General features: G+C 58.8%; 18 protein-coding genes. 3 read left to right on the top strand and 15 right to left on the bottom strand.

What is annotated here, in order from left to right; all coding sequences use genetic code 11:
- Positions 1 to 123 precede the first annotated feature (123 nt).
- The 4 genes from garD to kdgD all read right to left on the bottom strand — a co-directional run bounded on the left by garD (position 124) and on the right by kdgD (position 5,646).
- Complete coding sequence (gene garD / locus ICY20_RS00945; RefSeq protein WP_194936755.1) at positions 124 to 1,677, bottom strand: galactarate dehydratase; 1,554 nt, start codon at positions 1,675 to 1,677, stop codon at positions 124 to 126.
- An 11-nt stretch (positions 1,678 to 1,688) separates the two neighbouring features.
- Positions 1,689 to 3,053 carry an MFS transporter gene (locus ICY20_RS00940; protein WP_159960610.1) on the bottom strand — a complete coding sequence of 455 codons (1,365 nt, stop codon included), beginning with the start codon at positions 3,051 to 3,053 and terminating at the stop codon, positions 1,689 to 1,691.
- 181 nt (positions 3,054 to 3,234) lie between these two features.
- Positions 3,235 to 4,680 (bottom strand): aldehyde dehydrogenase family protein, encoded by a 1,446-nt coding sequence (locus ICY20_RS00935; protein WP_194936754.1) that lies wholly within the window; start codon positions 4,678 to 4,680, stop codon positions 3,235 to 3,237.
- A gap of 54 nt (positions 4,681 to 4,734) precedes the next feature.
- On the bottom strand, positions 4,735 to 5,646 hold the full coding sequence (gene kdgD / locus ICY20_RS00930) for a 5-dehydro-4-deoxyglucarate dehydratase (RefSeq protein ID WP_159960614.1): 912 nt from the start codon (positions 5,644 to 5,646) through the stop codon (positions 4,735 to 4,737).
- A gap of 345 nt (positions 5,647 to 5,991) precedes the next feature.
- On the opposite strand from kdgD, the gene ICY20_RS00925 reads away from it, so the two are divergent.
- The gene (locus ICY20_RS00925) at positions 5,992 to 6,366 is read left to right on the top strand and encodes a hypothetical protein (RefSeq protein ID WP_194936753.1); all 375 of its coding nucleotides are present in this window, start codon (positions 5,992 to 5,994) and stop codon (positions 6,364 to 6,366) included.
- Position 6,367: 1 nt separating this feature from the next.
- On the opposite strand, the gene ICY20_RS00920 is transcribed toward ICY20_RS00925, so the two are convergent.
- The 8 genes from ICY20_RS00920 to rplM all read right to left on the bottom strand — a co-directional run bounded on the left by ICY20_RS00920 (position 6,368) and on the right by rplM (position 12,167).
- On the bottom strand, positions 6,368 to 7,117 hold the full coding sequence (locus ICY20_RS00920; protein ID WP_194936752.1) for a FadR/GntR family transcriptional regulator: 750 nt from the start codon (positions 7,115 to 7,117) through the stop codon (positions 6,368 to 6,370).
- Positions 7,118 to 7,275: 158 nt separating this feature from the next.
- Complete coding sequence (locus tag ICY20_RS00915) at positions 7,276 to 7,695, bottom strand: ClpXP protease specificity-enhancing factor (RefSeq protein WP_194936751.1); 420 nt, start codon at positions 7,693 to 7,695, stop codon at positions 7,276 to 7,278.
- Positions 7,696 to 7,712: 17 nt separating this feature from the next.
- A complete protein-coding gene (locus ICY20_RS00910; RefSeq protein WP_194936750.1) occupies positions 7,713 to 8,330 on the bottom strand; it encodes a glutathione S-transferase N-terminal domain-containing protein in 618 nt (205 codons plus the stop codon).
- A gap of 149 nt (positions 8,331 to 8,479) precedes the next feature.
- Complete coding sequence (locus ICY20_RS00905; protein WP_194936749.1) at positions 8,480 to 9,259, bottom strand: cytochrome c1; 780 nt, start codon at positions 9,257 to 9,259, stop codon at positions 8,480 to 8,482.
- Positions 9,259 to 10,470 (bottom strand): cytochrome b, encoded by a 1,212-nt coding sequence (locus ICY20_RS00900; RefSeq protein WP_105520913.1) that lies wholly within the window; start codon positions 10,468 to 10,470, stop codon positions 9,259 to 9,261. The genes ICY20_RS00905 and ICY20_RS00900 overlap by 1 nt, the downstream gene beginning before the upstream one ends.
- Complete coding sequence (petA, locus tag ICY20_RS00895; protein ID WP_101266502.1) at positions 10,470 to 11,066, bottom strand: ubiquinol-cytochrome c reductase iron-sulfur subunit; 597 nt, start codon at positions 11,064 to 11,066, stop codon at positions 10,470 to 10,472. Before petA ends, ICY20_RS00900 begins: the two co-directional genes overlap by 1 nt.
- A gap of 265 nt (positions 11,067 to 11,331) precedes the next feature.
- Complete coding sequence (rpsI, locus tag ICY20_RS00890) at positions 11,332 to 11,724, bottom strand: 30S ribosomal protein S9 (protein WP_003216038.1); 393 nt, start codon at positions 11,722 to 11,724, stop codon at positions 11,332 to 11,334.
- A gap of 14 nt (positions 11,725 to 11,738) precedes the next feature.
- Entirely contained in the window at positions 11,739 to 12,167 is a 429-nt protein-coding gene (gene rplM / locus ICY20_RS00885) for a 50S ribosomal protein L13 (RefSeq protein ID WP_003171742.1), read from the bottom strand.
- Between the two features lie 248 nt (positions 12,168 to 12,415).
- Between rplM and ICY20_RS00880 the strand changes: the two genes are divergently transcribed.
- Positions 12,416 to 13,456, top strand: coding sequence for an NADP(H)-dependent aldo-keto reductase (locus tag ICY20_RS00880; protein WP_194936748.1), 1,041 nt, complete (start codon positions 12,416 to 12,418; stop codon positions 13,454 to 13,456).
- Positions 13,457 to 13,582: 126 nt separating this feature from the next.
- On the opposite strand, the gene ICY20_RS00875 is transcribed toward ICY20_RS00880, so the two are convergent.
- Positions 13,583 to 14,719, bottom strand: a complete 1,137-nt coding sequence (locus tag ICY20_RS00875; protein ID WP_159960624.1) for an acyl-CoA dehydrogenase family protein — start codon at positions 14,717 to 14,719, stop codon at positions 13,583 to 13,585.
- A gap of 220 nt (positions 14,720 to 14,939) precedes the next feature.
- On the opposite strand from ICY20_RS00875, the gene ICY20_RS00870 reads away from it, so the two are divergent.
- Positions 14,940 to 15,860 (top strand): GlxA family transcriptional regulator, encoded by a 921-nt coding sequence (locus tag ICY20_RS00870; protein ID WP_194937089.1) that lies wholly within the window; start codon positions 14,940 to 14,942, stop codon positions 15,858 to 15,860.
- Positions 15,861 to 16,000: 140 nt separating this feature from the next.
- Here the strand turns inward: ICY20_RS00870 and zapE are convergent, their stop codons facing one another.
- Positions 16,001 to 17,095, bottom strand: coding sequence for a cell division protein ZapE (gene zapE / locus ICY20_RS00865; RefSeq protein WP_159960628.1), 1,095 nt, complete (start codon positions 17,093 to 17,095; stop codon positions 16,001 to 16,003).
- A gap of 79 nt (positions 17,096 to 17,174) precedes the next feature.
- Positions 17,175 to 18,530 (bottom strand): tryptophan--tRNA ligase, encoded by a 1,356-nt coding sequence (locus tag ICY20_RS00860; RefSeq protein ID WP_194936747.1) that lies wholly within the window; start codon positions 18,528 to 18,530, stop codon positions 17,175 to 17,177.
- Positions 18,531 to 18,541 lie beyond the last annotated feature (11 nt).

Here is an 18,541-nt window from a genome sequence, read left to right as displayed (position 1 = left end):
TGACCTGTAGCGCCTGACAAGACGCCTTCGCGAGCAAGCCCGCTCCCACATTTGACCGCGTTCCAAAGGTCGAACTCGGTCAAATGTGGGAGCGGGCTTGCTCGCGAAGCAGGCGACTCGGTCTCAGGTAATCGGCGCGGGGTTGAACAACGTAATGTCGTTATGCAGCTTATGCCGCTCCGCCCACGTCTGCTTCTTGCCGCTGGCCACATCCAGATAGAAGTGGAACAACTCCCACCCCAACTCCTCAATGCTCGCGCGCCCGGTGGCAATACGCCCCGCATCGATATCGATAAGGTCCGGCCACCGCTGCGCCAATTCCGTACGCGTCGACACCTTCACCACCGGCGCCATCGCCAGCCCATACGGCGTGCCACGCCCAGTGGTGAACACATGCAGGTTCATCCCGGCCGCCAACTGCAAGGTGCCACACACAAAGTCACTGGCCGGCGTGGCGCAAAAGATCAGGCCCTTGCCCTTGAAGCGCTCGCCAGGGCCCAGCACGCCGTTGATCGCGCTGCTGCCAGACTTGACGATAGAGCCCAACGACTTCTCGACAATATTCGACAACCCGCCCTTCTTGTTGCCTGGCGTGGTGTTGGCGCTGCGATCGGCCTCGCCCTTGGCCAGGTAACGGTCGTACCAGTCCATTTCCCGCACCAGTTCCTGGGCCACTTCCTTGCTCTCGGCGCGGGAAGTCAGCAGGTAAATGGCATCGCGTACTTCCGTGACTTCGGAAAACATCACCGTCGCCCCGGCACGTAATAGCAAGTCCGAGGCATAACCCAGCGCCGGGTTGGCGGTGATCCCGGAAAACGCATCGCTGCCGCCGCACTGCATGCCCAGGATCAGTTCCGAGGCCGGCACAGTTTCGCGGCGGCGCTGGTCGAGTTTCTTCAAGCGCGTCTCGGCCAGTTCCATGATCTGCTCGATCATTTCGGTAAAACCGTGGCTGGAGTCCTGCAACCGATACAGCCACGGCTCGCTCAGGTCGACCGAGCTGTCGTTGTCGTGCATCACCTGCCCGGCCTGCAACTTTTCGCAGCCCAGGCTGATCACCAAGGCTTCACCGCCCAGGTTGGGGTTGCGCGCCAGGTTGCGCACGGTGCGGATCGGGATGTAGGCATCCGTCGCCGTAATGGCCACCCCGCAGCCGTAGCTGTGGGTAAGTGCCACCACGTCATCGACATGGGGGTACTTGGGCAGCAGCTCATCCTTGATGCGCTTGACCGCATGGTCCAGCACACCCGTTACGCATTGCACCGTGGTGGTGATGCCGAGGATATTGCGCGTGCCCACGGTGCCGTCGGCATTGCGGTAACCCTCGAAGGAAAACCCCTCCAAAGGCGCCTGGGTTTCAGGCACCTCGGTAGAAAGCGGCAAGCTGTCCAGCGGTGGCGCGGTGGGCATGCGCAGTTGATCTTCCTGCACCCAACTGCCGCGCGGAATCGGCGCCAGGGCGTAACCAATGGTCTGGCCGTAGCGAATAATCTGACCGCCCTCGGGGATATCTTCCAGGGTCACTTTGTGGCTCTGGGGGATGAAATCCACGGTCACCAGGCCGTCCGGGAATTCGGTCCCGGCCGGTACGCCCTGGTCATTGACCACGATCACCACGTTGTCGCGCTCGTGCAAACGAATCGAGCGCGGCGAGTCGGCATGTTCAATCAACTGCATCACACGGCCCCTCAGGAATGCGCTTCGGTTAGGTTGGTCAACTCAGGGCCCTTGGCTGGCGGCTCTTTGAGCACGACACGCTTGATCGGGCCGACGATGACCAGGTAGCTGAACACCGCCACCAGCGCGTTGGCGCCGACGAATACCAAGGCCCACTTGAACGAGCCGGTGGTGCTGATGATGTAGCCGATCACGATTGGCGTAGTGATCGACGCCAGGTTACCGAAGGTGTTGAACAAGCCGCCACTGAGGCCGGCGATTTGTTTCGGCGAGGTGTCGGACACCACCGCCCAACCGAGTGCGCCAACGCCTTTGCCGAAGAAGGCCAGAGCCATAAAGCCGACCACCATCCATTCCACGTCCACGTAGTTGCAGGCGATGATGCTGCTGGAAACCAGCAACCCGGCAATGATCGGGGCTTTGCGGGCGAAGGTCAGGGAATGGCCTTTGCGCAGCAGGTAATCGGAAATCACCCCGCCCAAAACACCGCCGATAAACCCGCAGATCGCCGGCAACGAGGCGATGAAACCGGCCTTGAGGATGGTCATGCCACGGTCTTGTACCAGGTACACCGGGAACCAGGTCAGGAAGAAGTAGGTGATGCCATTGATGCAGTACTGGCCCAGGTACACGCCAAGCATCATGCGATTGGTCAGCAACTGACGGATGTAATCCCACTTCGGGCCGTCGGTTTTCTTACCCTTGGCCTTGTCCTGGTCCATATCGACCATCGCACCGTTGGCCGCAATGTGGTTGAACTCGGCTTCGTTGATCATTGGATGCTGGCGCGGGCTGTAGATCACTTTCAGCCAAATCCCCGAGAAGACGATGCCGATCACACCCATCACGATAAACACGTGCTGCCAGCCGAAGCTGTAGACGATCCAGCCCATTAGCGGCGCGAACAACACCGTGGCGAAGTACTGCGCCGAGTTGAAGATCGCCGACGCGGTGCCGCGTTCAGCTGTAGGAAACCAGGCCGCCACAATACGGGCGTTGCCGGGGAACGATGGCGCTTCGGCCAGGCCCACCAGGAAGCGCAGCATAAACAGCGCAACGACGGCAGTGGAGACACCGAACTCACCGACATAGCCTTGCAGCACGGTGAACAGTGACCAAGTGAAGATGCTCAGGGCGTAAACTTTTTTCGAGCCGAATCGGTCCAGCAGCCAGCCGCCGGGAATTTGCCCGGCCACGTAGGCCCAACCGAATGCAGAGAAGATATAACCGAGGGTGACCGCGTCGATGCCGAGGTCTTTTTGCAGGCTGGAGCCCGCGATGGCGATAGTGGCCCGGTCGGCGTAGTTGATGGTGGTCACCAAAAAAAGCATGAGCAATATCAAATAGCGGACGTGGGTCGGCTTGGTCGCTTGCATGTAGAAGTACTCCCACTAATTATTTTTTTTGCGGGTAATGGTCTTGTTGTCTGCGGGACCGGCTTTATGTGGGAGCTGGCTTGCCGGCGATGCGGCCACCTCGGTGTGTCTGTGACACCGCAGTGATGCTATCGCAGGCAAGCCAGCTCCTACAGGAACCGGTGCCGACAGGTGTTACGTGTTACGAACCGATGTAGCTGGTTTTCACCACGGTGTAGAACTCTTGCGCATAGCGACCTTGCTCACGCGAACCATAGGATGAGCCCTTACGGCCACCGAATGGAACGTGATAGTCCACACCCGCGGTCGGCAGGTTGACCATCACCATCCCGGCCTGGGAGTGGCGCTTGAAGTGGTTGGCGTACTTGAGCGACGTAGTGGCAATGCCCGCCGACAAACCGAACTCGGTGTCGTTGGCCATGGCCAGCGCCGCCTCGTAGTCCGCCACGCGTACTATGTTGGCCACCGGGCCGAAGATCTCTTCACGGCTGATACGCATGGCGGCTTCACTGTCGGCAAACAGCGTCGGCGCCAGGTAGTAGCCTTCGGTGTCGCAGGTCACCAGGCCGCCACCGCTCACCAGCCGCGCACCCTCGCTTTGGCCGATGTCGATGTACTTCAAGTCCTGATCCAACTGGGCCTGGGAGACGACCGGGCCGATATCGGTGCCGCTTTTCAATGCGTGGCCGACCTTGATCGACTTCATGCGCTCCGCCATCGCCGCCACGAACTGGTCGTGAATGCCCGCGGTGACAATAAGACGGCTGGAAGCGGTGCAACGCTGGCCGGTGGAATAGAACGCGCTCTGCACCGACAGCTCGACAGCCTGCTTGAGGTCGGCGTCGTCGAGGATGATCTGCGGGTTCTTGCCGCCCATTTCCAACTGCACTTTGGCCTGGCGCGACACACAGCTGACAGCGATCTGACGGCCCACACCGACGGAGCCGGTGAAGCTGATGCCATCGACTTTCGCGCTGTTGACCAGTACATCGCCAACCACGCGACCACTGCCCATCACCAGGTTGAACACACCGGCCGGGAAACCGGCGCGGGAGATTATTTCGGCCAGGGCCCAAGCGCAGCCCGGTACTAACTCGGCGGGTTTGATTACCACGCAGTTGCCGTAGGCCAGGGCCGGGGCGATTTTCCAGGCAGGGATGGCGATCGGGAAGTTCCACGGGGTGATCAGGCCAACCACGCCCAAGGCCTCACGAGTGACTTCCACATTGACGCCAGGGCGTACCGACGGCACGTAGTCGCCAGACAAGCGCAGGCATTCGCCGGCGAAGAACTTGAAGATATTACCGGCGCGGGTTACTTCACCGATGGCTTCGGGCAGGGTCTTGCCCTCTTCCCGGGCCAGCAGGGTGCCGAGTTCTTCGCGACGGGCGAGGATCTCGCTGCCGACTTTGTCCAGAGCATCATGACGCGCCTGAATGCCAGAAGTGGACCAAGCAGGGAATGCGGCGCGAGCAGCATCGATAGCGGCGTTGACTTGAGCGACGTCAGCCTTGGCGTATTCGCCAATGACATCAGACAACTCCGACGGGTTGAGGTTGACGCAATAGTCGGCTCCAGCCACCCACTGGCCATTGATGTAGTTATCAAAACGTTGGACTTGGGTCACGAATTCTCTCCTGACGCAAAAGGCCGCTGATTGCTCAGCGGCCTTGTAGATAAGTTATTGCGCGCCTTGCTTGTCGATCAGCGCGGCGAGGGCTTCGTATTCTTCTGGCAGCAGGTCGGTCAGCGGCGTGCGCACTGGGCCGGCGTCATAGCCGACGATTTTTGCGCCTGCCTTGACGATGCTCACGGCATAGCCGGATTTACGGTTACGAATGTCCAGGTACGGCAGGAAGAAGTCGTCGATGATCTTGGAAACGGTAGCGTGATCATCCTTGGCAATGGCGTGGTAGAAATCCATCGCGGTTTTCGGGATGAAGTTGAACACCGCCGAGGAGTACACCGGCACCCCCAGGGCCTTGTAGGCAGCGGCGTAAACCTCTGCAGTCGGCAGGCCACCGAGGTAGCTGAAACGATCACCGAGACGACGGCGGATCGAAACCATCAGTTCGATATCGCCCAGGCCATCCTTATAGCCGATCAGGTTCGGGCAACGCTCAGCCAGGCGTTCCAGCAGCGGCGCGGTCAGGCGGCAAACGTTGCGGTTGTACACCACCACGCCGATTTTGACCGACTTGCACACGGCTTCAACGTGGGCGGCAACGCCGTCCTGGCTGGCTTCGGTGAGGTAGTGCGGCAGCAACAACAGGCCCTTGGCACCCAGGCGCTCGGCTTCTTGAGCGTATTCGATGGCCTGGCGGGTCGAACCGCCGACACCGGCAAGAATCGGCACGCTGGTCGCGCAGGTATCAACGGCGGTTTTCACCACTTGGGAATATTCGCTGGCAGCGAGGGAGAAAAACTCACCAGTACCGCCGGCCGCGAACAAGGCAGTGGCGCCGTAAGGGGCGAGCCATTCCAGACGCTTGATGTAGCCCGCCTGGTGGAAGTCACCCTGGGCATTGAAATCGGTAACCGGGAAAGACAGCAGACCGTGGGAAAGGATGGACTTCAGTTCTTGTGGATTCATTTTTCGAACACCCTGGGTAAAGACTTTCTGACGAAAGATTATTGTTGGTTGTTGATGTCGTACGTCATCGTACAACTATAAATAATTTCGTCAACAGCAATTCGTCAGTGCCGCGCACTGCCTTGGGGTGAGCGCCTGATTCTGCGGTCCTTTGGGGGTAGGAAATTATTCATCCTGCGATGGGGGCGCGCGCCAAGCGCGTGCGACGCTTTGAGGAGCACCGTTTGTCGTAACTGTGATTTCTAACAGTTTCAGATACGGCCGTTGAGATGGATAAACGCGCTTAGGAGCCAAGAATCTGGGTTCTGAATCCCCCCACGCAGCAATAACCACGGAGATTTCACCATGGCACTTCCAGTCCCTGGTCTCAATATTCCTGTTACTGAGCCATTTGACCAAGCAGAGGTCAGCCTTTCCACGCTCACCGGGCCTCTGGTGGTCAGCATTCCAGAAGACGCCATTCTCTTTGCGGACGGCACCGTGAACGTGATCCTTGGCCTTGACCCGGAAAATCCTGCCTGGGAGGGAGCGAAAATCAGTGCCGGTAGATGGCATAACGACACGGAAGAATATCAACAGCTTACGAACGTAAAAATAGACGTTCCAAAAACGGCCTTAGAGCAATTCGTGAATAAAACCACACAGCTATGCTACATAGCCATCGGTACGTCCGGCCTAACGAACAGCTCTGACCCGATCTCGCTGACCATCAACAAATAGCTCAACTACGCTGCGCTTCTGCCTCTTCATGGGCATGGCGCAGCCGCTCGCGGCTGTTGGTCAGGTGCAAGCGCATGGCCGCACGCGCCGCATCCGAATCCTGGCGGGCAATGGCTTCGTAGATCTCTTCGTGCTCACGGCTCAAGCGGCTCATGTAGTGCTGCTGGTCATCATGGGCCAAGCGTGCCGAATTCAGGCGGGTACGCGGAATGATGCTGGTGCCCAGGTGGGTCATGATGTCGGTGAAGTAGCGGTTGCCGGTGGACAGCGCAATTTCCAGATGGAAAGCAAAGTCGGACGCCACCGCATCGCCAGCGTGGGCCGCGCTTTCATTCAGGGCATCAAGAGCTGCACGCATGGTCGCCAGTTGCTCAGCGGTGCGGCGCATTGCAGCGAGGCCGGCGGACTCCACCTCCAGGCTGATACGCAGCTCCAGAATCGCCAACACATCACGCAGGGTGACGACGGTAGCCGGGTCGATACGAAAGCCGCTGGGGCTTGGTGTATCCAGCACGAAGGTGCCGATACCATGGCGGGTTTCCACCTGCCCTGCCGCCTGCAAACGCGAGATCGCTTCACGTACCACCGTGCGGCTGACGCCATGGGCTTCCATGATGGCCGACTCGGTGGGCAGCTTGTCACCGCGCTTGAGCTCACCGTCGCGGATCTGCTCGGACAACACCGTGACCAATTCCTGGGCAAGGCTGCGGCGCTTGCGGGGAAGACGAGGGGCGGTGTTGGTGTTTTCCATGATGAATCATCTATCTCGGTGAGCTTGAGCAGGCATCATAGCTTATGACTGTTGTACGATCACCGTCCGGGTGCGACTTTCACCCCTATCCTGCGCGCAAAAAAATGCCCCGACGCAAGTCGAGGCATTTTCCAGGCTCACCCAAGGGCGAAAGCCGGTTACTTCACCACTTTGAGGCTTGGCCGACCGCTTGGGCGCGGTGGCTCGGCATCCGGTGGCGGCAGGTCATCGCCGTCTTCGTTTTCGATCGATTCGTCATCCTCGAAAGGCGACTCCAGATCAAACACCATGCCTTGGCCGTTCTCCCGGGCGTAGATCCCAAGGATGGCGCCAATCGGCACGAACAGCGTGTGCGGCACACCGCCGAAACGCCCTTCGAAGCTCACCGCTTCGTTGTCCATGTGCAGGTGGCGCACGGCACTGGGCGACACGTTCAACACAATCTGCCCGTCACTGGCAAAACCCTGCGGCACCTGCACCGCAGGAAATTCGGAATTGACCAGCATGTGCGGGGTGCAATCGTTGTCCACAATCCACTCATAGAGCGCGCGGACCAGGTAAGGTCGACTGGAGTTCATCAACGGCTCCTTAAGCCTTAGCGCATATCGCGTTCGACACCAGACAGACTCGCCTGGAAAGCCTCACGCGCAAACTGGCGCTCCATGTAATCAAGCAGCGGCTTGGCAGGCCGCGGCAGTTCAATACCGAGAATCGGCAAGCGCCAGAGTATCGGTAATAGGCAGCAATCGACCAAACTTTGTTCCTCACTGAGGAAAAAAGGTTTATCGGCGAACAACGGCGAAACGCCGGTCAGGCTCTCGCGCAATTCCTTACGCGCCTGTACACGGGCAGGCTCTTTTGTACGCGTATCCAGAATCAGATCCACCAACCCGCACCAGTCACGCTGGATCCGATGGATCAGCAAGCGGCTGTTGGCACGCGCCACCGGGTACACCGGCAGCAAAGGTGGATGTGGGTAACGCTCATCCAGGTATTCCATCACGACGGTGGACTCCCACAACGCCAAGTCACGATCGACCAGGGTGGGCAGGCTGCCGTAAGGGTTCACTTCGATCAGTTTTGGCGGCTGACGGCCCGCCTCCACAGTGATGATCTCGGCGCTGACACCCTTCTCTGCGAGCACGATACGTACTCGGTGGGAATAGTGGTCGGCGGGGTCGGAGTAACAGGCCAACCGATTGGTCACGCCCATGGCGGTCCTCCTCGCTTGTTGAAATTATCGAAAGCTCAAAAACGAGCGCGCCCAGAAAGCATCTCTGTAACAACCGGTTCAACCAGGTCGCTACGTATTCAGAGATGCCGCTGGGCGCGCAAGATTAACAGCAATTGCTTACGGTTGGATCAATGCACATCTTTCCAGTATTCGCGTTTGAGCAGATAGGCGAATACAAAGAAGAAAGCCAGGTACAACAACACATAGGTACCGATACGCTGGTGCTGCAATTTGACCGGGTTGGCCGAGTAGGCCAGGAAGGTCACGAGATTTTTTACCTTCTCGTCGAACTGCTCGTCAGTCAGCGCACCGGGGGTTTCTATCGTCAGTTGATCACAGGCTTCATGAGTCAACGGTGTGCCGGTCAACGGATCGTATTGCTTCTTGCCGTCTTCCACGACCTGAATCTGCTTGCATCCTACCACTTGCTTGCCTTGCAGGCCGACCAGAACGTTCGGCATGCCGACATTCGGGAACACACGGTTGTTCACGCCATAAGGGCGTGCCGGGTCTTCGTAGAAGGATTTCAAGTAGCCGTAGAGCCAATCGGTACCCCGCACGCGGGCTACCAGGGTCAGGTCGGGCGGGGCTGCGCCGAACCAGGTCTTGGCGTCTGCGGGCTGCATGCCGATGTTCATGTGGTCGCCAATTTTGGCACCGCTGAACACCGAGTGGCTGAGCATCACGTCATGGGGGATACCCAAGTCATCGGCCACACGCTCATAACGCTGGAACTTGGCGCTGTGGCAGCCCATGCAGTAGTTGGTGAAGGTGCGCAGGCCATCCTGCATGGCCGCCTTGTCGGAAACGTCGATATCGACCTTTTCCAGCTGCGGGCCACCGTGCTCAGCGGCGAAAGACAGCAGCGGCAGCGCCGCAAGCATCAATGCAACGAATAATTTTTTCATCAGCCAGTCACCCTTTCCGGAACCGGTTTGGTCTTCTCGAGCCGGGTGTAGAACGGCATCAGAATGAAGTAGGCGAAGTACAGGAAGGTGCAGACCTGCGACAGCAGCGTACGCTCAGGGGTCGGCGCCAATACGCCCAGCACACCCAGGATCACGAACGAGATGCAGAACACCCACAGCCAGATTTTGCTCAACCAGCCCTTGTAGCGCATGGACTTGACCGGGCTTCGGTCGAGCCAAGGCAACACGAACAGCACCGCAATGGCTGCGCCCATGGCGATTACGCCCAGGAGTTTGTCGGGAATCGCCCGCAAGATCGCGTAGAACGGCGTGAAGTACCAAACCGGCGCAATGTGCTCAGGCGTCTTGAAGGCGTTGGCTTGTTCGAAGTTCGGCTTCTCCAGGAAATAACCACCCATCTCCGGGAAAAAGAACACGATCGAGCAAAACACGAACAAGAACACGACGACGCCAACAATGTCTTTCACGGTGTAGTAAGGGTGGAACGGGATGCCATCCAGCGGGATGCCGTTCTCGTCCTTGTGCTTCTTGATGTCCACGCCATCCGGGTTGTTAGAACCCACTTCGTGCAGCGCCAGGATGTGCAGCACCACCAAGCCCAGAATCACGATCGGCAAGGCTACAACGTGCAAGGCGAAGAAGCGGTTCAGGGTGATGCCGGAGATCAGGTAGTCACCGCGAATCCACTGGGTCAGGTCGTTGCCGATCACCGGAATGGCACCGAACAGCGAGATGATCACCTGGGCGCCCCAGTACGACATCTGGCCCCAGGGCAGCAGGTAGCCCATGAAGGCTTCGGCCATCAGCGCCAGGTAGATCAGCATGCCGAAGACCCACACCAACTCACGGGGCTTCTGGTACGACCCGTAGAGCAGGCCACGGAACATGTGCATGTACACGACGATAAAGAATGCCGAAGCACCGGTGGAGTGCAGCAGGCGCAGGATCGAGCCGTACTCGACGTCGCGCATGATGTATTCGACGGAGGCGAACGCCTCTTCGGCCGACGGGGTGTAGCTCATCGTCAGCCAGACACCGGTCACGATCTGGTTGACCAGCACCAGCAGCGCCAGGGAGCCGAAGAAGTAGAAGAAGTTGAAGTTTTTTGGTGCGTAATACTTGCTGAGGTGGTCTTCCCACATTTTTGTGGCGGGGAAGCGTGCATCCACCCAATCCATGAACTTGCTCATCAGGCCTTCTCCCCCTGGTCGACACCAATGATAACGATACTGTCAGTCTCGTATTGATGCGGCGGAACTGGCAGGTTCAAAGGCGCGGGTTGTGACTTGTAGACGCGGCCGGCCAGGTCGTAGTGCGAGCCATGGCAGGGGCAGAAGTATCCACCAACCCAGTCTTTGCCAAGGTCGGCAGGCGCGACTTCCGGACGGAAAGTAGGCGAACAGCCCAAGTGAGTGCAGATACCGATCAGCAGCAGAATCTCTGGCTTGATCGAGCGAACTTCCTTATCGACGTAGGCGGGTTGGTCGGAATTTTTAGAGTCGGGATCAGACAGCTGACCCTCGATTTTCTTCAGATTCCCCAGGATCTCCTCGGTACGGCGAACAATGAAAACCGGCTGGCCGCGCCACTCAGCAATCATCTGCTGGCCTGGCTCGATCTTGCTGATATTCACTTTCACCGGTGCACCTGCGGCTTTCGCCTTGGCACTGGGAAACCATGACCCCACGAACGGGACCGCAGCCCCCACCGCTCCTGCAGCACCCACCACGGATGTGGCTGCTACCAAGAAGCGACGCCGGCCTGCATTCACGCCGTCATTGCTCATTCAGTCCTCTCCCATCAGCTTTTTGGCCTGTTAAATCAGGCGTCTACTAAGTGTTGAAACTTTACTTATAAAATTTTTGCCGAATGGTAATGAAAAGCCCACACTCTGACAAGGGAATTACCCGGAGCTCGGGTTCCAGGCCTTGTAGTATAGGGGCTCTACGGATGTGGCAAGTTGTCACGGCGTTTTTTTGCATAAATCGCAGGCAATAAAAAACGCCCAGCTCCGTGAGGAGACTGGGCGTTTTTGTGGAACGTAAAGCGAATTAACGCTTCGAGTACTGCGGACGCTTACGCGCTTTACGCAGACCGACTTTCTTACGTTCAACTTCACGAGCATCGCGAGTAACGAAGCCAGCTTTGCGCAGAGCGCCACGCAGGGTTTCGTCGTACTGCATCAGAGCGCGAGTGATACCGTGGCGGATTGCGCCAGCTTGACCACTTACACCGCCACCGATAACGGTGACGTAGATGTCGAACTTTTCAACGGTCTCGGTCAGTTCCAGCGGCTGACGAACTACCATGCGGGCAGTTTCGCGACCGAAGAAGTTTTCCAGAGTGCGGTTGTTGATCGAGATGTTACCAGTACCCGGACGCAGGAAAACGCGAGCGGTTGCGGTTTTGCGACGGCCAGTGCCGTAATTTTGAGTCGCCGACATAATGAACTATTCCGTTAAAACTTCAGTTCTTGGGGCTGCTGAGCAGCATGAGGGTGTACAGCGCCCGCATAGACTTTCAGCTTGCGAAACATATCGCGACCCAGTGGGCCCTTAGGCAGCATACCTTTTACCGCGATTTCGATCGGGGCTTCAGGTTTCTTGGAGATCAGGCCTTCGAAGTTCGAGGACTTGATACCGCCTGGGAAACCGGAGTGACGGTAGTACATTTTGTCTTGCGCTTTGTTGCCGGTAACACGTACCTGCTCAGCGTTGATGATCACGATGTAGTCACCGGTATCAACGTGAGGGGTGTACTCAGGCTTGTGCTTGCCACGCAGACGGCTGGCGACTTCAGTGGCCAGACGACCCAGGGTCTGACCAGCGGCGTCGACGACAAACCAGTCGCGCTGAACTGTTTCCGGTTTTGCAGTAAAAGTTGTCATTCTTTAATAGCCTCAGGGGCCGCCCTGTAAATTAGACGGCGGATCTTACTGAATAGTGCGTACTTTGACAAGTCAAAGGCAGCCGGATACAGACGCTATCGGGGGCTCGGGTCGGCGCGTCCGTTCAACGGCAAGATTCTTCGGCAGGCGGCGCATCACTTCCACTGCAGAAAGAGGTGGGCAATTATGCAGATTGCGAAAAAAAATTCAACCTGCTTTTATGATTGTTTTCCCTGAAGGAGTACCCGATGGATTATCGACAGCTGGGCCGTACAGATCTGAACGTGAGCGCGATAGCCTTGGGCACCATGACCTGGGGCGAGCAGAACAGCGAGGCAGAGGCGTTCGCACAGATCGAGCGAGCCAAGGCCGCGGGGATCAACTTCCTCGACACGGCCGAAATGTACCCGGTGCCGCCCAAGGCCGACACCTATGCCACCACCGAGCGTTACATCGGTAATTACTTCAAAGGCCGTGGCGACCGTGCCGACTGGATTCTCGCCAGCAAGATCGCCGGCCCCGGCAACACCATCGACTACATCCGCGACGGCCACCTGCGTCACAACCGCAAGCACATCGTCGACGCACTGGATGCCAGCCTCAAGCGCCTACAGACCGACTGGATCGACCTCTACCAACTGCACTGGCCCGAGCGCAGCACCAACTTCTTCGGCCAACTGAGCTACAAGCACAAGGACGAAGACGACCTCACCCCGCTGGAAGAAACCCTCGAAGCGCTGGACGAGCAAGTGAAGGCCGGCAAGATCCGCCACATCGGCCTGTCCAACGAAACTCCGTGGGGCACCATGAAGTTCCTGGCACTGGCCGAAGCCCGTGGCTGGACGCGCGCGGTGTCGATCCAGAACCCCTACAACCTGCTCAACCGCAGTTTTGAAGTAGGCCTGGCAGAAGTCGCGATTCGCGAACAATGCGGCCTGCTGGCCTACTCGCCCCTGGCGTTCGGCATGCTCAGCGGCAAGTACGAAGGTGGCGCACGCCCGGCCAAGGCACGCCTGACCGAATACAGCCGTTTCAGCCGGTATTTCAACCCACAGTCGGAGGCGGCGTGCAGCCGTTATGTGGCGTTGGCGCGCGAGCACGGCCTGGACCCGGCGCAGATGGCCTTGGCGTTTGTGACGCAACAGCCGTTTGTGACCAGCAATATCATCGGGGCCACTTCGCTTGAGCAGTTGGATAGCAACATTGCCAGTGCTGACCTGAAGCTGTCCAAAGAGGTGTTGGAGGGGATTGAGGCGATTCAGAAGGATCATCCGAACCCTGCGCCTTGATTGACCGGTAAACCGCTTTCGCGAGCAAGCCCGCTCCCACATTTGACCGAGCTCCGACATGAGAATGCGGTCGAATGTGGGAGCGGGCTTGCTCGCGAAGAGGCCCTCAGCAGCACAACTAAATCATCAAAGCGACCGCGCAATAATCTCCTTCATGATCTCGTTAGTCCCCGCATAAATCCGCTGCACCCGCGCATCCGCCCACGCCCTGGCAATCGGGTATTCCCACATAAAGCCGTAGCCACCGTGCAACTGCACGCACTCGTCGAGCACCTTGCATTGCAGGTCCGTGGCCCAGTACTTGGCCATCGCGGCGGTAGGCACATCCAGCTTGCCCTCCAGGTGCAACGCCATGCACTTGTCGACAAACACACGGCCAATCTGAATCTCGGTGGCCATCTCCGCCAGCTTGAACCGCGTGTTCTGGAAGTCGGCAATCGCCTTGCCAAATGCCTTGCGCTCGCGGGTGTATTCCAACGTCCACTGCAGCGCAGCTTCGGCAGATGACAACGCACCAATTGCGACGGTCAAGCGCTCTTGAGGCAACTCCTGCATCAAGTACGCGAACCCCATGCCCGCCTGACCCAACAGGTTCTCCTTGGGTACACGCACGTCCTGGAAGAACAACTCCGAGGTGTCCTGAGCCTTCATGCCCACCTTCTCCAGGCGCTTGCCTTTGTCGAAACCCGGCGTGTCGGCTTCAACCAGAAACAGGCTGGTGCCCTTGGCGCCAGCCTTGGGATCGGTCTTGGCCACCACGATCACCAGCTCCGCCAGATAGCCGTTGGTGATAAAGGTCTTTGAGCCGTTGATCACGTATTCATCGCCGTCCAGCACCGCCGTGGTCTTCACCCCTTGCAGGTCGGAACCGGCGCCAGGCTCGGTCATCGCGATGGCCGTGACCATTTCGCCAGAGATCAATTTGGGCAAGTACTTGTGCTTCAGCGCCTCACTGCCGTAATGCAGGATGTAGGGCGCGACGATGTCCGAATGCAGTGAAAACCCGATGCCGGTGAGACCCAGCCGACTGATCTCTTCGATCACCACCGCGCTGTAGAGAAAATCTGCGCCCAACCCGCCATATTCCTCCGGCAGGTGGGAACACAGCATCCCCGCCTCCCCCGCCTTGCTCCACAGGCTGCGGTCGATATAACCCTGCTTCTCCCAGTGCCCATGGAACGGCGCGGCGTCTTTTTCGAGGAAGGTGCGCACGCTGTCGCGAAAGAGTTCGTGCTCAGGGCTGAACAAGGTTCTGGGAATCATGGGTCACCTGCGTGGATTGTCGGACAAAGACGAGCCCACAGAGCCTATGCCGCGAAGGCATCACGGGACACTGGACACATGCGACAAAAAATAAGACGATCCAGCCGTCTGGTGACCACTTTCCCCTATAAGAATAAATGAAATTATGTCTAACCAAATCTCCACGCCGTTGCGGCGCGTCAGCATTTTGGCCATTGATCGGGTATTCGCTTCAACCCTCATGCAAGCCAAGGATTTCTTCCACCTCGCCAGCCTGCGTTACGGCAAGCAACAAGGCCTGGGCCTGACGCCTGGCTTTCAAACGCGCCTGGTCAGCCCCGACGGGCAATCGGTGCGCAGCTTCAGTGATGTGATCATGCCGGTCGACGGCGGCCTCGAAGACGCCGATATCATCGTGCTACCGGCCTTCTGGGACGACTTCGACGCCCTCTGCACCCGCTACCCCCAAGTGCTCCCGTGGCTGCGCGCGCAACACGCTCGCGGCGCCGTGCTCTGCGGCGAAGCCACCGGGGTGTTCTGGCTGGCCGAAGCCGGCTTGCTCGATGGCAAGGAGGCAACCACCTACTGGCGCTTCTTCAACGCCTTCAGTGAACGCTTCCCACGGGTGCAACTCAACCAGGACAAGCACCTCACCGATGCCGACAACCTGTATTGCGCTGGCGGCACCACTTCGGCGTGCGACCTCTATATCTACCTGATCGAACGCTTCTGCGGCGCCAATATCGCCCAGGCCGTGGCCCGCGACATCCTCTACGAAGTGCAACGCAGCTACTCGCCGGGGCGTATTGGTTTTGGTGGGCAGAAGCTGCACCAGGACGTGATCATCCTGCAGATCCAACACTGGCTCGAAGAGCATTTCGCCGACAAGTTCCGCTTTGAAGACGTCGCCCGGGAACACGGCATGAGCATCCGCAACTTTATGCGCCGCTTCCAGACCGCGACCGGTGACAAGCCGTTGCATTACCTGCAACGCCTGCGAATCGAGACGGCCAAGGGCTTGCTCTCGGGCAGCCGCAAGAGCATCAAGACCATCAGTTATGAGGTGGGGTATGACGATGCGAGTTTCTTTGCGCGGTTGTTCAGGCAGCACACGGAGCTGTCGCCGAATCAGTATCGGCAGCAGTTTCAACAAGCCGCATAGGCAAGGATGTACACAAGGCAAAATGTGGGAGGGGGCTTGCCCCCGATAGCAGTGTGTCAGTTAGTACAACTGGCACTGATACACCGCTATCGGGAGCAAGCCCCCTCCCACATTTGATCTCCATTGATCTGGAGAGTGACTTAAGGCTTGTGCCCGCGAGACAGGAACTCATGGGACTGCATTTCCAGCAAGCGGCTCAGCGTACGCTGGAATTCAAAGTTCAACCGACCACCGGTGTACAGGTCCTTCAGCTCAACCTCAGCCGAGATGATCAGCTTCACGTTGCGATCGTAAAACTCATCGACCATGTTGATGAAACGTCGCGCGATATCGTCAGTGGTCACGCCCATCTGCTCCACACCGCTCAAAATCACCGCGTGGAAGATCTTGCCCAATTCGATGTAATCGTTCTGGCTGCGTGGGCCGTCGCACAGGGCGCGGAAGTCGAACCAGGCCACGTCATCGCAGGTGCGCAGGGCGACGATTTCGCGGTTCTCGATCATCAGCTTGTCGTTTTCCACCGCCTGGGTGCATTCCGGCGTGAGAGCGCGGAAGCTCTTGCGCAGGCTTTCATGCGCCGCATCATTGAGCGGGAAGTGGAACAGCTCCGCTTGCTCCAGATGACGCAGGCGGTAGTCGACACCGCTGTCGACGTTGACGATATCGGTGTGCTGCTTGATCAGCGCGATGGCCGGCAGGAAGCGCGCGCGTTGCAGGCCGTCCTTGTACAGGCCGTCGGGCACGATGTTCGAGGTGGCAACCAGGGTCACGCCGTTCTTGAACAGCTCTTCCATCAAGGTGCCAAGGATCATGGCGTCGGTGATGTCGGAAACGAAGAATTCATCGAAGCAGATCACCCGCGCTTCGTCGGAGAACCGCTTGGCGATGATGGTCAGCGGGTTTTTCTCGCCCGGCAGAGTCTTCATTTCCTCGTGCACACGCTTCATGAAGCGGTGGAAGTGCGTGCGGACTTTTTCCTTGAACGGCAGCGCTTCGAAGAAGGTGTCGACCAGGTAAGTCTTGCCACGGCCGACGCCGCCCCAGAAGTACAGGCCTTTGACCGGGGTGTGGTCTTTCTTGCCAAACAGCTTGCTGAACATCCCTGGCTTGCTTTGCGAAGCCGCGACGAGGTCGTCGTACAGGCGCTGCAAATGACGCACCGCCGTTTCCTGGGCCGCGTCATGGAAGAATTCAGGGCGTTTCAGATCAGCTTGATATCGTTCTAGGGGCGTCATAATTTCGTTAGCAAGGCAACAAAAACGGGCCGTCACTGTAACGACGGCCCTGATTAATGGCAATCAACCCTTGGTCGGGTCAATCTTCGATTGGGGTCAACGCGATGCGCAGGGCTGCGATGGCGGCGTCGCGAGCGGCGGCGTCAGCGAACTCGGCACTGTCGGCCACGGCTGCGCCGTCCAGCCATACGCTGAAGCCCAAGGCTTCGGCGCGTACGTCCAGCGCGTCACCGTTTTGCAGCTGCTTGGTCACAGCGCCAGCAGCTTTACCGTCAGCGAAGTTGCGCGACAGCAGCAATTGCTCGCCATCGGCGGCCAGCAGGCGGAAACGGAAGCTACCGTCGTCTTCGCGAAAGCTCACGAAGCGCGCGGCTTTCGCAGCTTTCTTCTTGGCGGCAACCGGCGCAGCGGCTTGCTCGACAAACGAACGCAGGCCCACCGCCTCACGCAACTCAGCCAGGAAGGGTGCAGCCACGGCACGGGCTTTCTTGGCGCCGACCAGCAGCAGGTCTTCCATGTCCGACGGGCGCGACATCAGTTGGTGGTAACGCTCGCGGGCTTCGCCCAGCTGGCCGTCCAGCAGTTGGAACAGACGGTTCTTCGCCTCGCCCCAGCCCAGGCCTTGTAGCAGTTCGGCGCGGAACGCTTCTTCCTGGGCCTTGCTGGCAAATGCCTGGAACAAGGTAAACAGGTGCGAGTTATCCGGGTCTTTGGCTTCGCCTGGGGCGCGGGAGTCGGTGACGATGCGCGAGATGGCGTCTTTCATGTCCTTGGCGCTGGTGAACAACGGGATGGTGTTGTCGTAGCTCTTGGACATCTTGCGGCCATCGAGGCCCGGCAACGTGGCGACGCTTTCTTCGATCAACGCTTCGGGCATGGTGAAGAATTCTTTGCCCTTGCCGAACAGGTGGTTGAAGCGCTGGCCGATATCACGGGCCATTTCCACATGCTGGATCTGGTCGCGGCCCACCGGCACCTTGTGGGCGTTGAACATCAGGATGTCCGCTGCCATCAACACAGGGTAGCTGTACAGGCCCATGGTGATGCCCGCGTCCGGGTCTTCGCCGGTTTCGACGTTTTTGTCTACCGAGGCCTTGTACGCATGGGCGCGGTTAAGCAGGCCTTTGGCGGCAACGCAGGTGAGCAGCCAGGTCAGCTCGGGAATTTCCGGGATGTCGGACTGGCGGTAGAAGGTCACCCGGTTCACATCCAGGCCACCGGCCAGCCAGGTCGCGGCGATTTCCATACGCGAGCGCTGGATGCGCTGCGGGTCATCGCATTTGATCAGGGCGTGGTAGTCGGCCAGAAAGTAGAACGAGTCGGCATTGGCGTCCTGGCTGGCCAGGATCGCCGGGCGGATCGCACCGGCGTAGTTGCCCAAGTGCGGCGTGCCGGTGGTGGTAATGCCGGTGAGGATACGGGTACGAGTCGTCATGGGTAATCGCT

Source organism: Pseudomonas pisciculturae, from assembly GCF_015461805.1.
Lineage (GTDB): Bacteria > Pseudomonadota > Gammaproteobacteria > Pseudomonadales > Pseudomonadaceae > Aquipseudomonas > Aquipseudomonas pisciculturae.
This window is presented reverse-complemented; position numbering and strand designations above follow the sequence as displayed.

Coding starts and splice junctions, on each gene's coding strand:
- ICY20_RS00940 (WP_159960610.1), bottom strand. CDS start 3,053: ATGCAAGCGACCAAGCCGACCCACGTCCGCTATTTGATATTGCTCATG.
- ICY20_RS00870 (WP_194937089.1), top strand. CDS start 14,940: ATGCAAGCCAAGGATTTCTTCCACCTCGCCAGCCTGCGTTACGGCAAG.
- ICY20_RS00915 (WP_194936751.1), bottom strand. CDS start 7,695: ATGAACTCCAGTCGACCTTACCTGGTCCGCGCGCTCTATGAGTGGATT.
- ICY20_RS00860 (WP_194936747.1), bottom strand. CDS start 18,530: ATGACGACTCGTACCCGTATCCTCACCGGCATTACCACCACCGGCACG.
- ICY20_RS00880 (WP_194936748.1), top strand. CDS start 12,416: ATGGATTATCGACAGCTGGGCCGTACAGATCTGAACGTGAGCGCGATA.
- ICY20_RS00920 (WP_194936752.1), bottom strand. CDS start 7,117: ATGGAAAACACCAACACCGCCCCTCGTCTTCCCCGCAAGCGCCGCAGC.
- rplM (WP_003171742.1), bottom strand. CDS start 12,167: ATGACAACTTTTACTGCAAAACCGGAAACAGTTCAGCGCGACTGGTTT.
- ICY20_RS00905 (WP_194936749.1), bottom strand. CDS start 9,259: ATGAAAAAATTATTCGTTGCATTGATGCTTGCGGCGCTGCCGCTGCTG.
- petA (WP_101266502.1), bottom strand. CDS start 11,066: ATGAGCAATGACGGCGTGAATGCAGGCCGGCGTCGCTTCTTGGTAGCA.
- rpsI (WP_003216038.1), bottom strand. CDS start 11,724: ATGTCGGCGACTCAAAATTACGGCACTGGCCGTCGCAAAACCGCAACC.
- ICY20_RS00910 (WP_194936750.1), bottom strand. CDS start 8,330: ATGGGCGTGACCAATCGGTTGGCCTGTTACTCCGACCCCGCCGACCAC.
- zapE (WP_159960628.1), bottom strand. CDS start 17,095: ATGACGCCCCTAGAACGATATCAAGCTGATCTGAAACGCCCTGAATTC.
- ICY20_RS00875 (WP_159960624.1), bottom strand. CDS start 14,719: ATGATTCCCAGAACCTTGTTCAGCCCTGAGCACGAACTCTTTCGCGAC.
- garD (WP_194936755.1), bottom strand. CDS start 1,677: ATGCAGTTGATTGAACATGCCGACTCGCCGCGCTCGATTCGTTTGCAC.
- kdgD (WP_159960614.1), bottom strand. CDS start 5,646: ATGAATCCACAAGAACTGAAGTCCATCCTTTCCCACGGTCTGCTGTCT.
- ICY20_RS00925 (WP_194936753.1), top strand. CDS start 5,992: ATGGCACTTCCAGTCCCTGGTCTCAATATTCCTGTTACTGAGCCATTT.
- ICY20_RS00900 (WP_105520913.1), bottom strand. CDS start 10,470: ATGAGCAAGTTCATGGATTGGGTGGATGCACGCTTCCCCGCCACAAAA.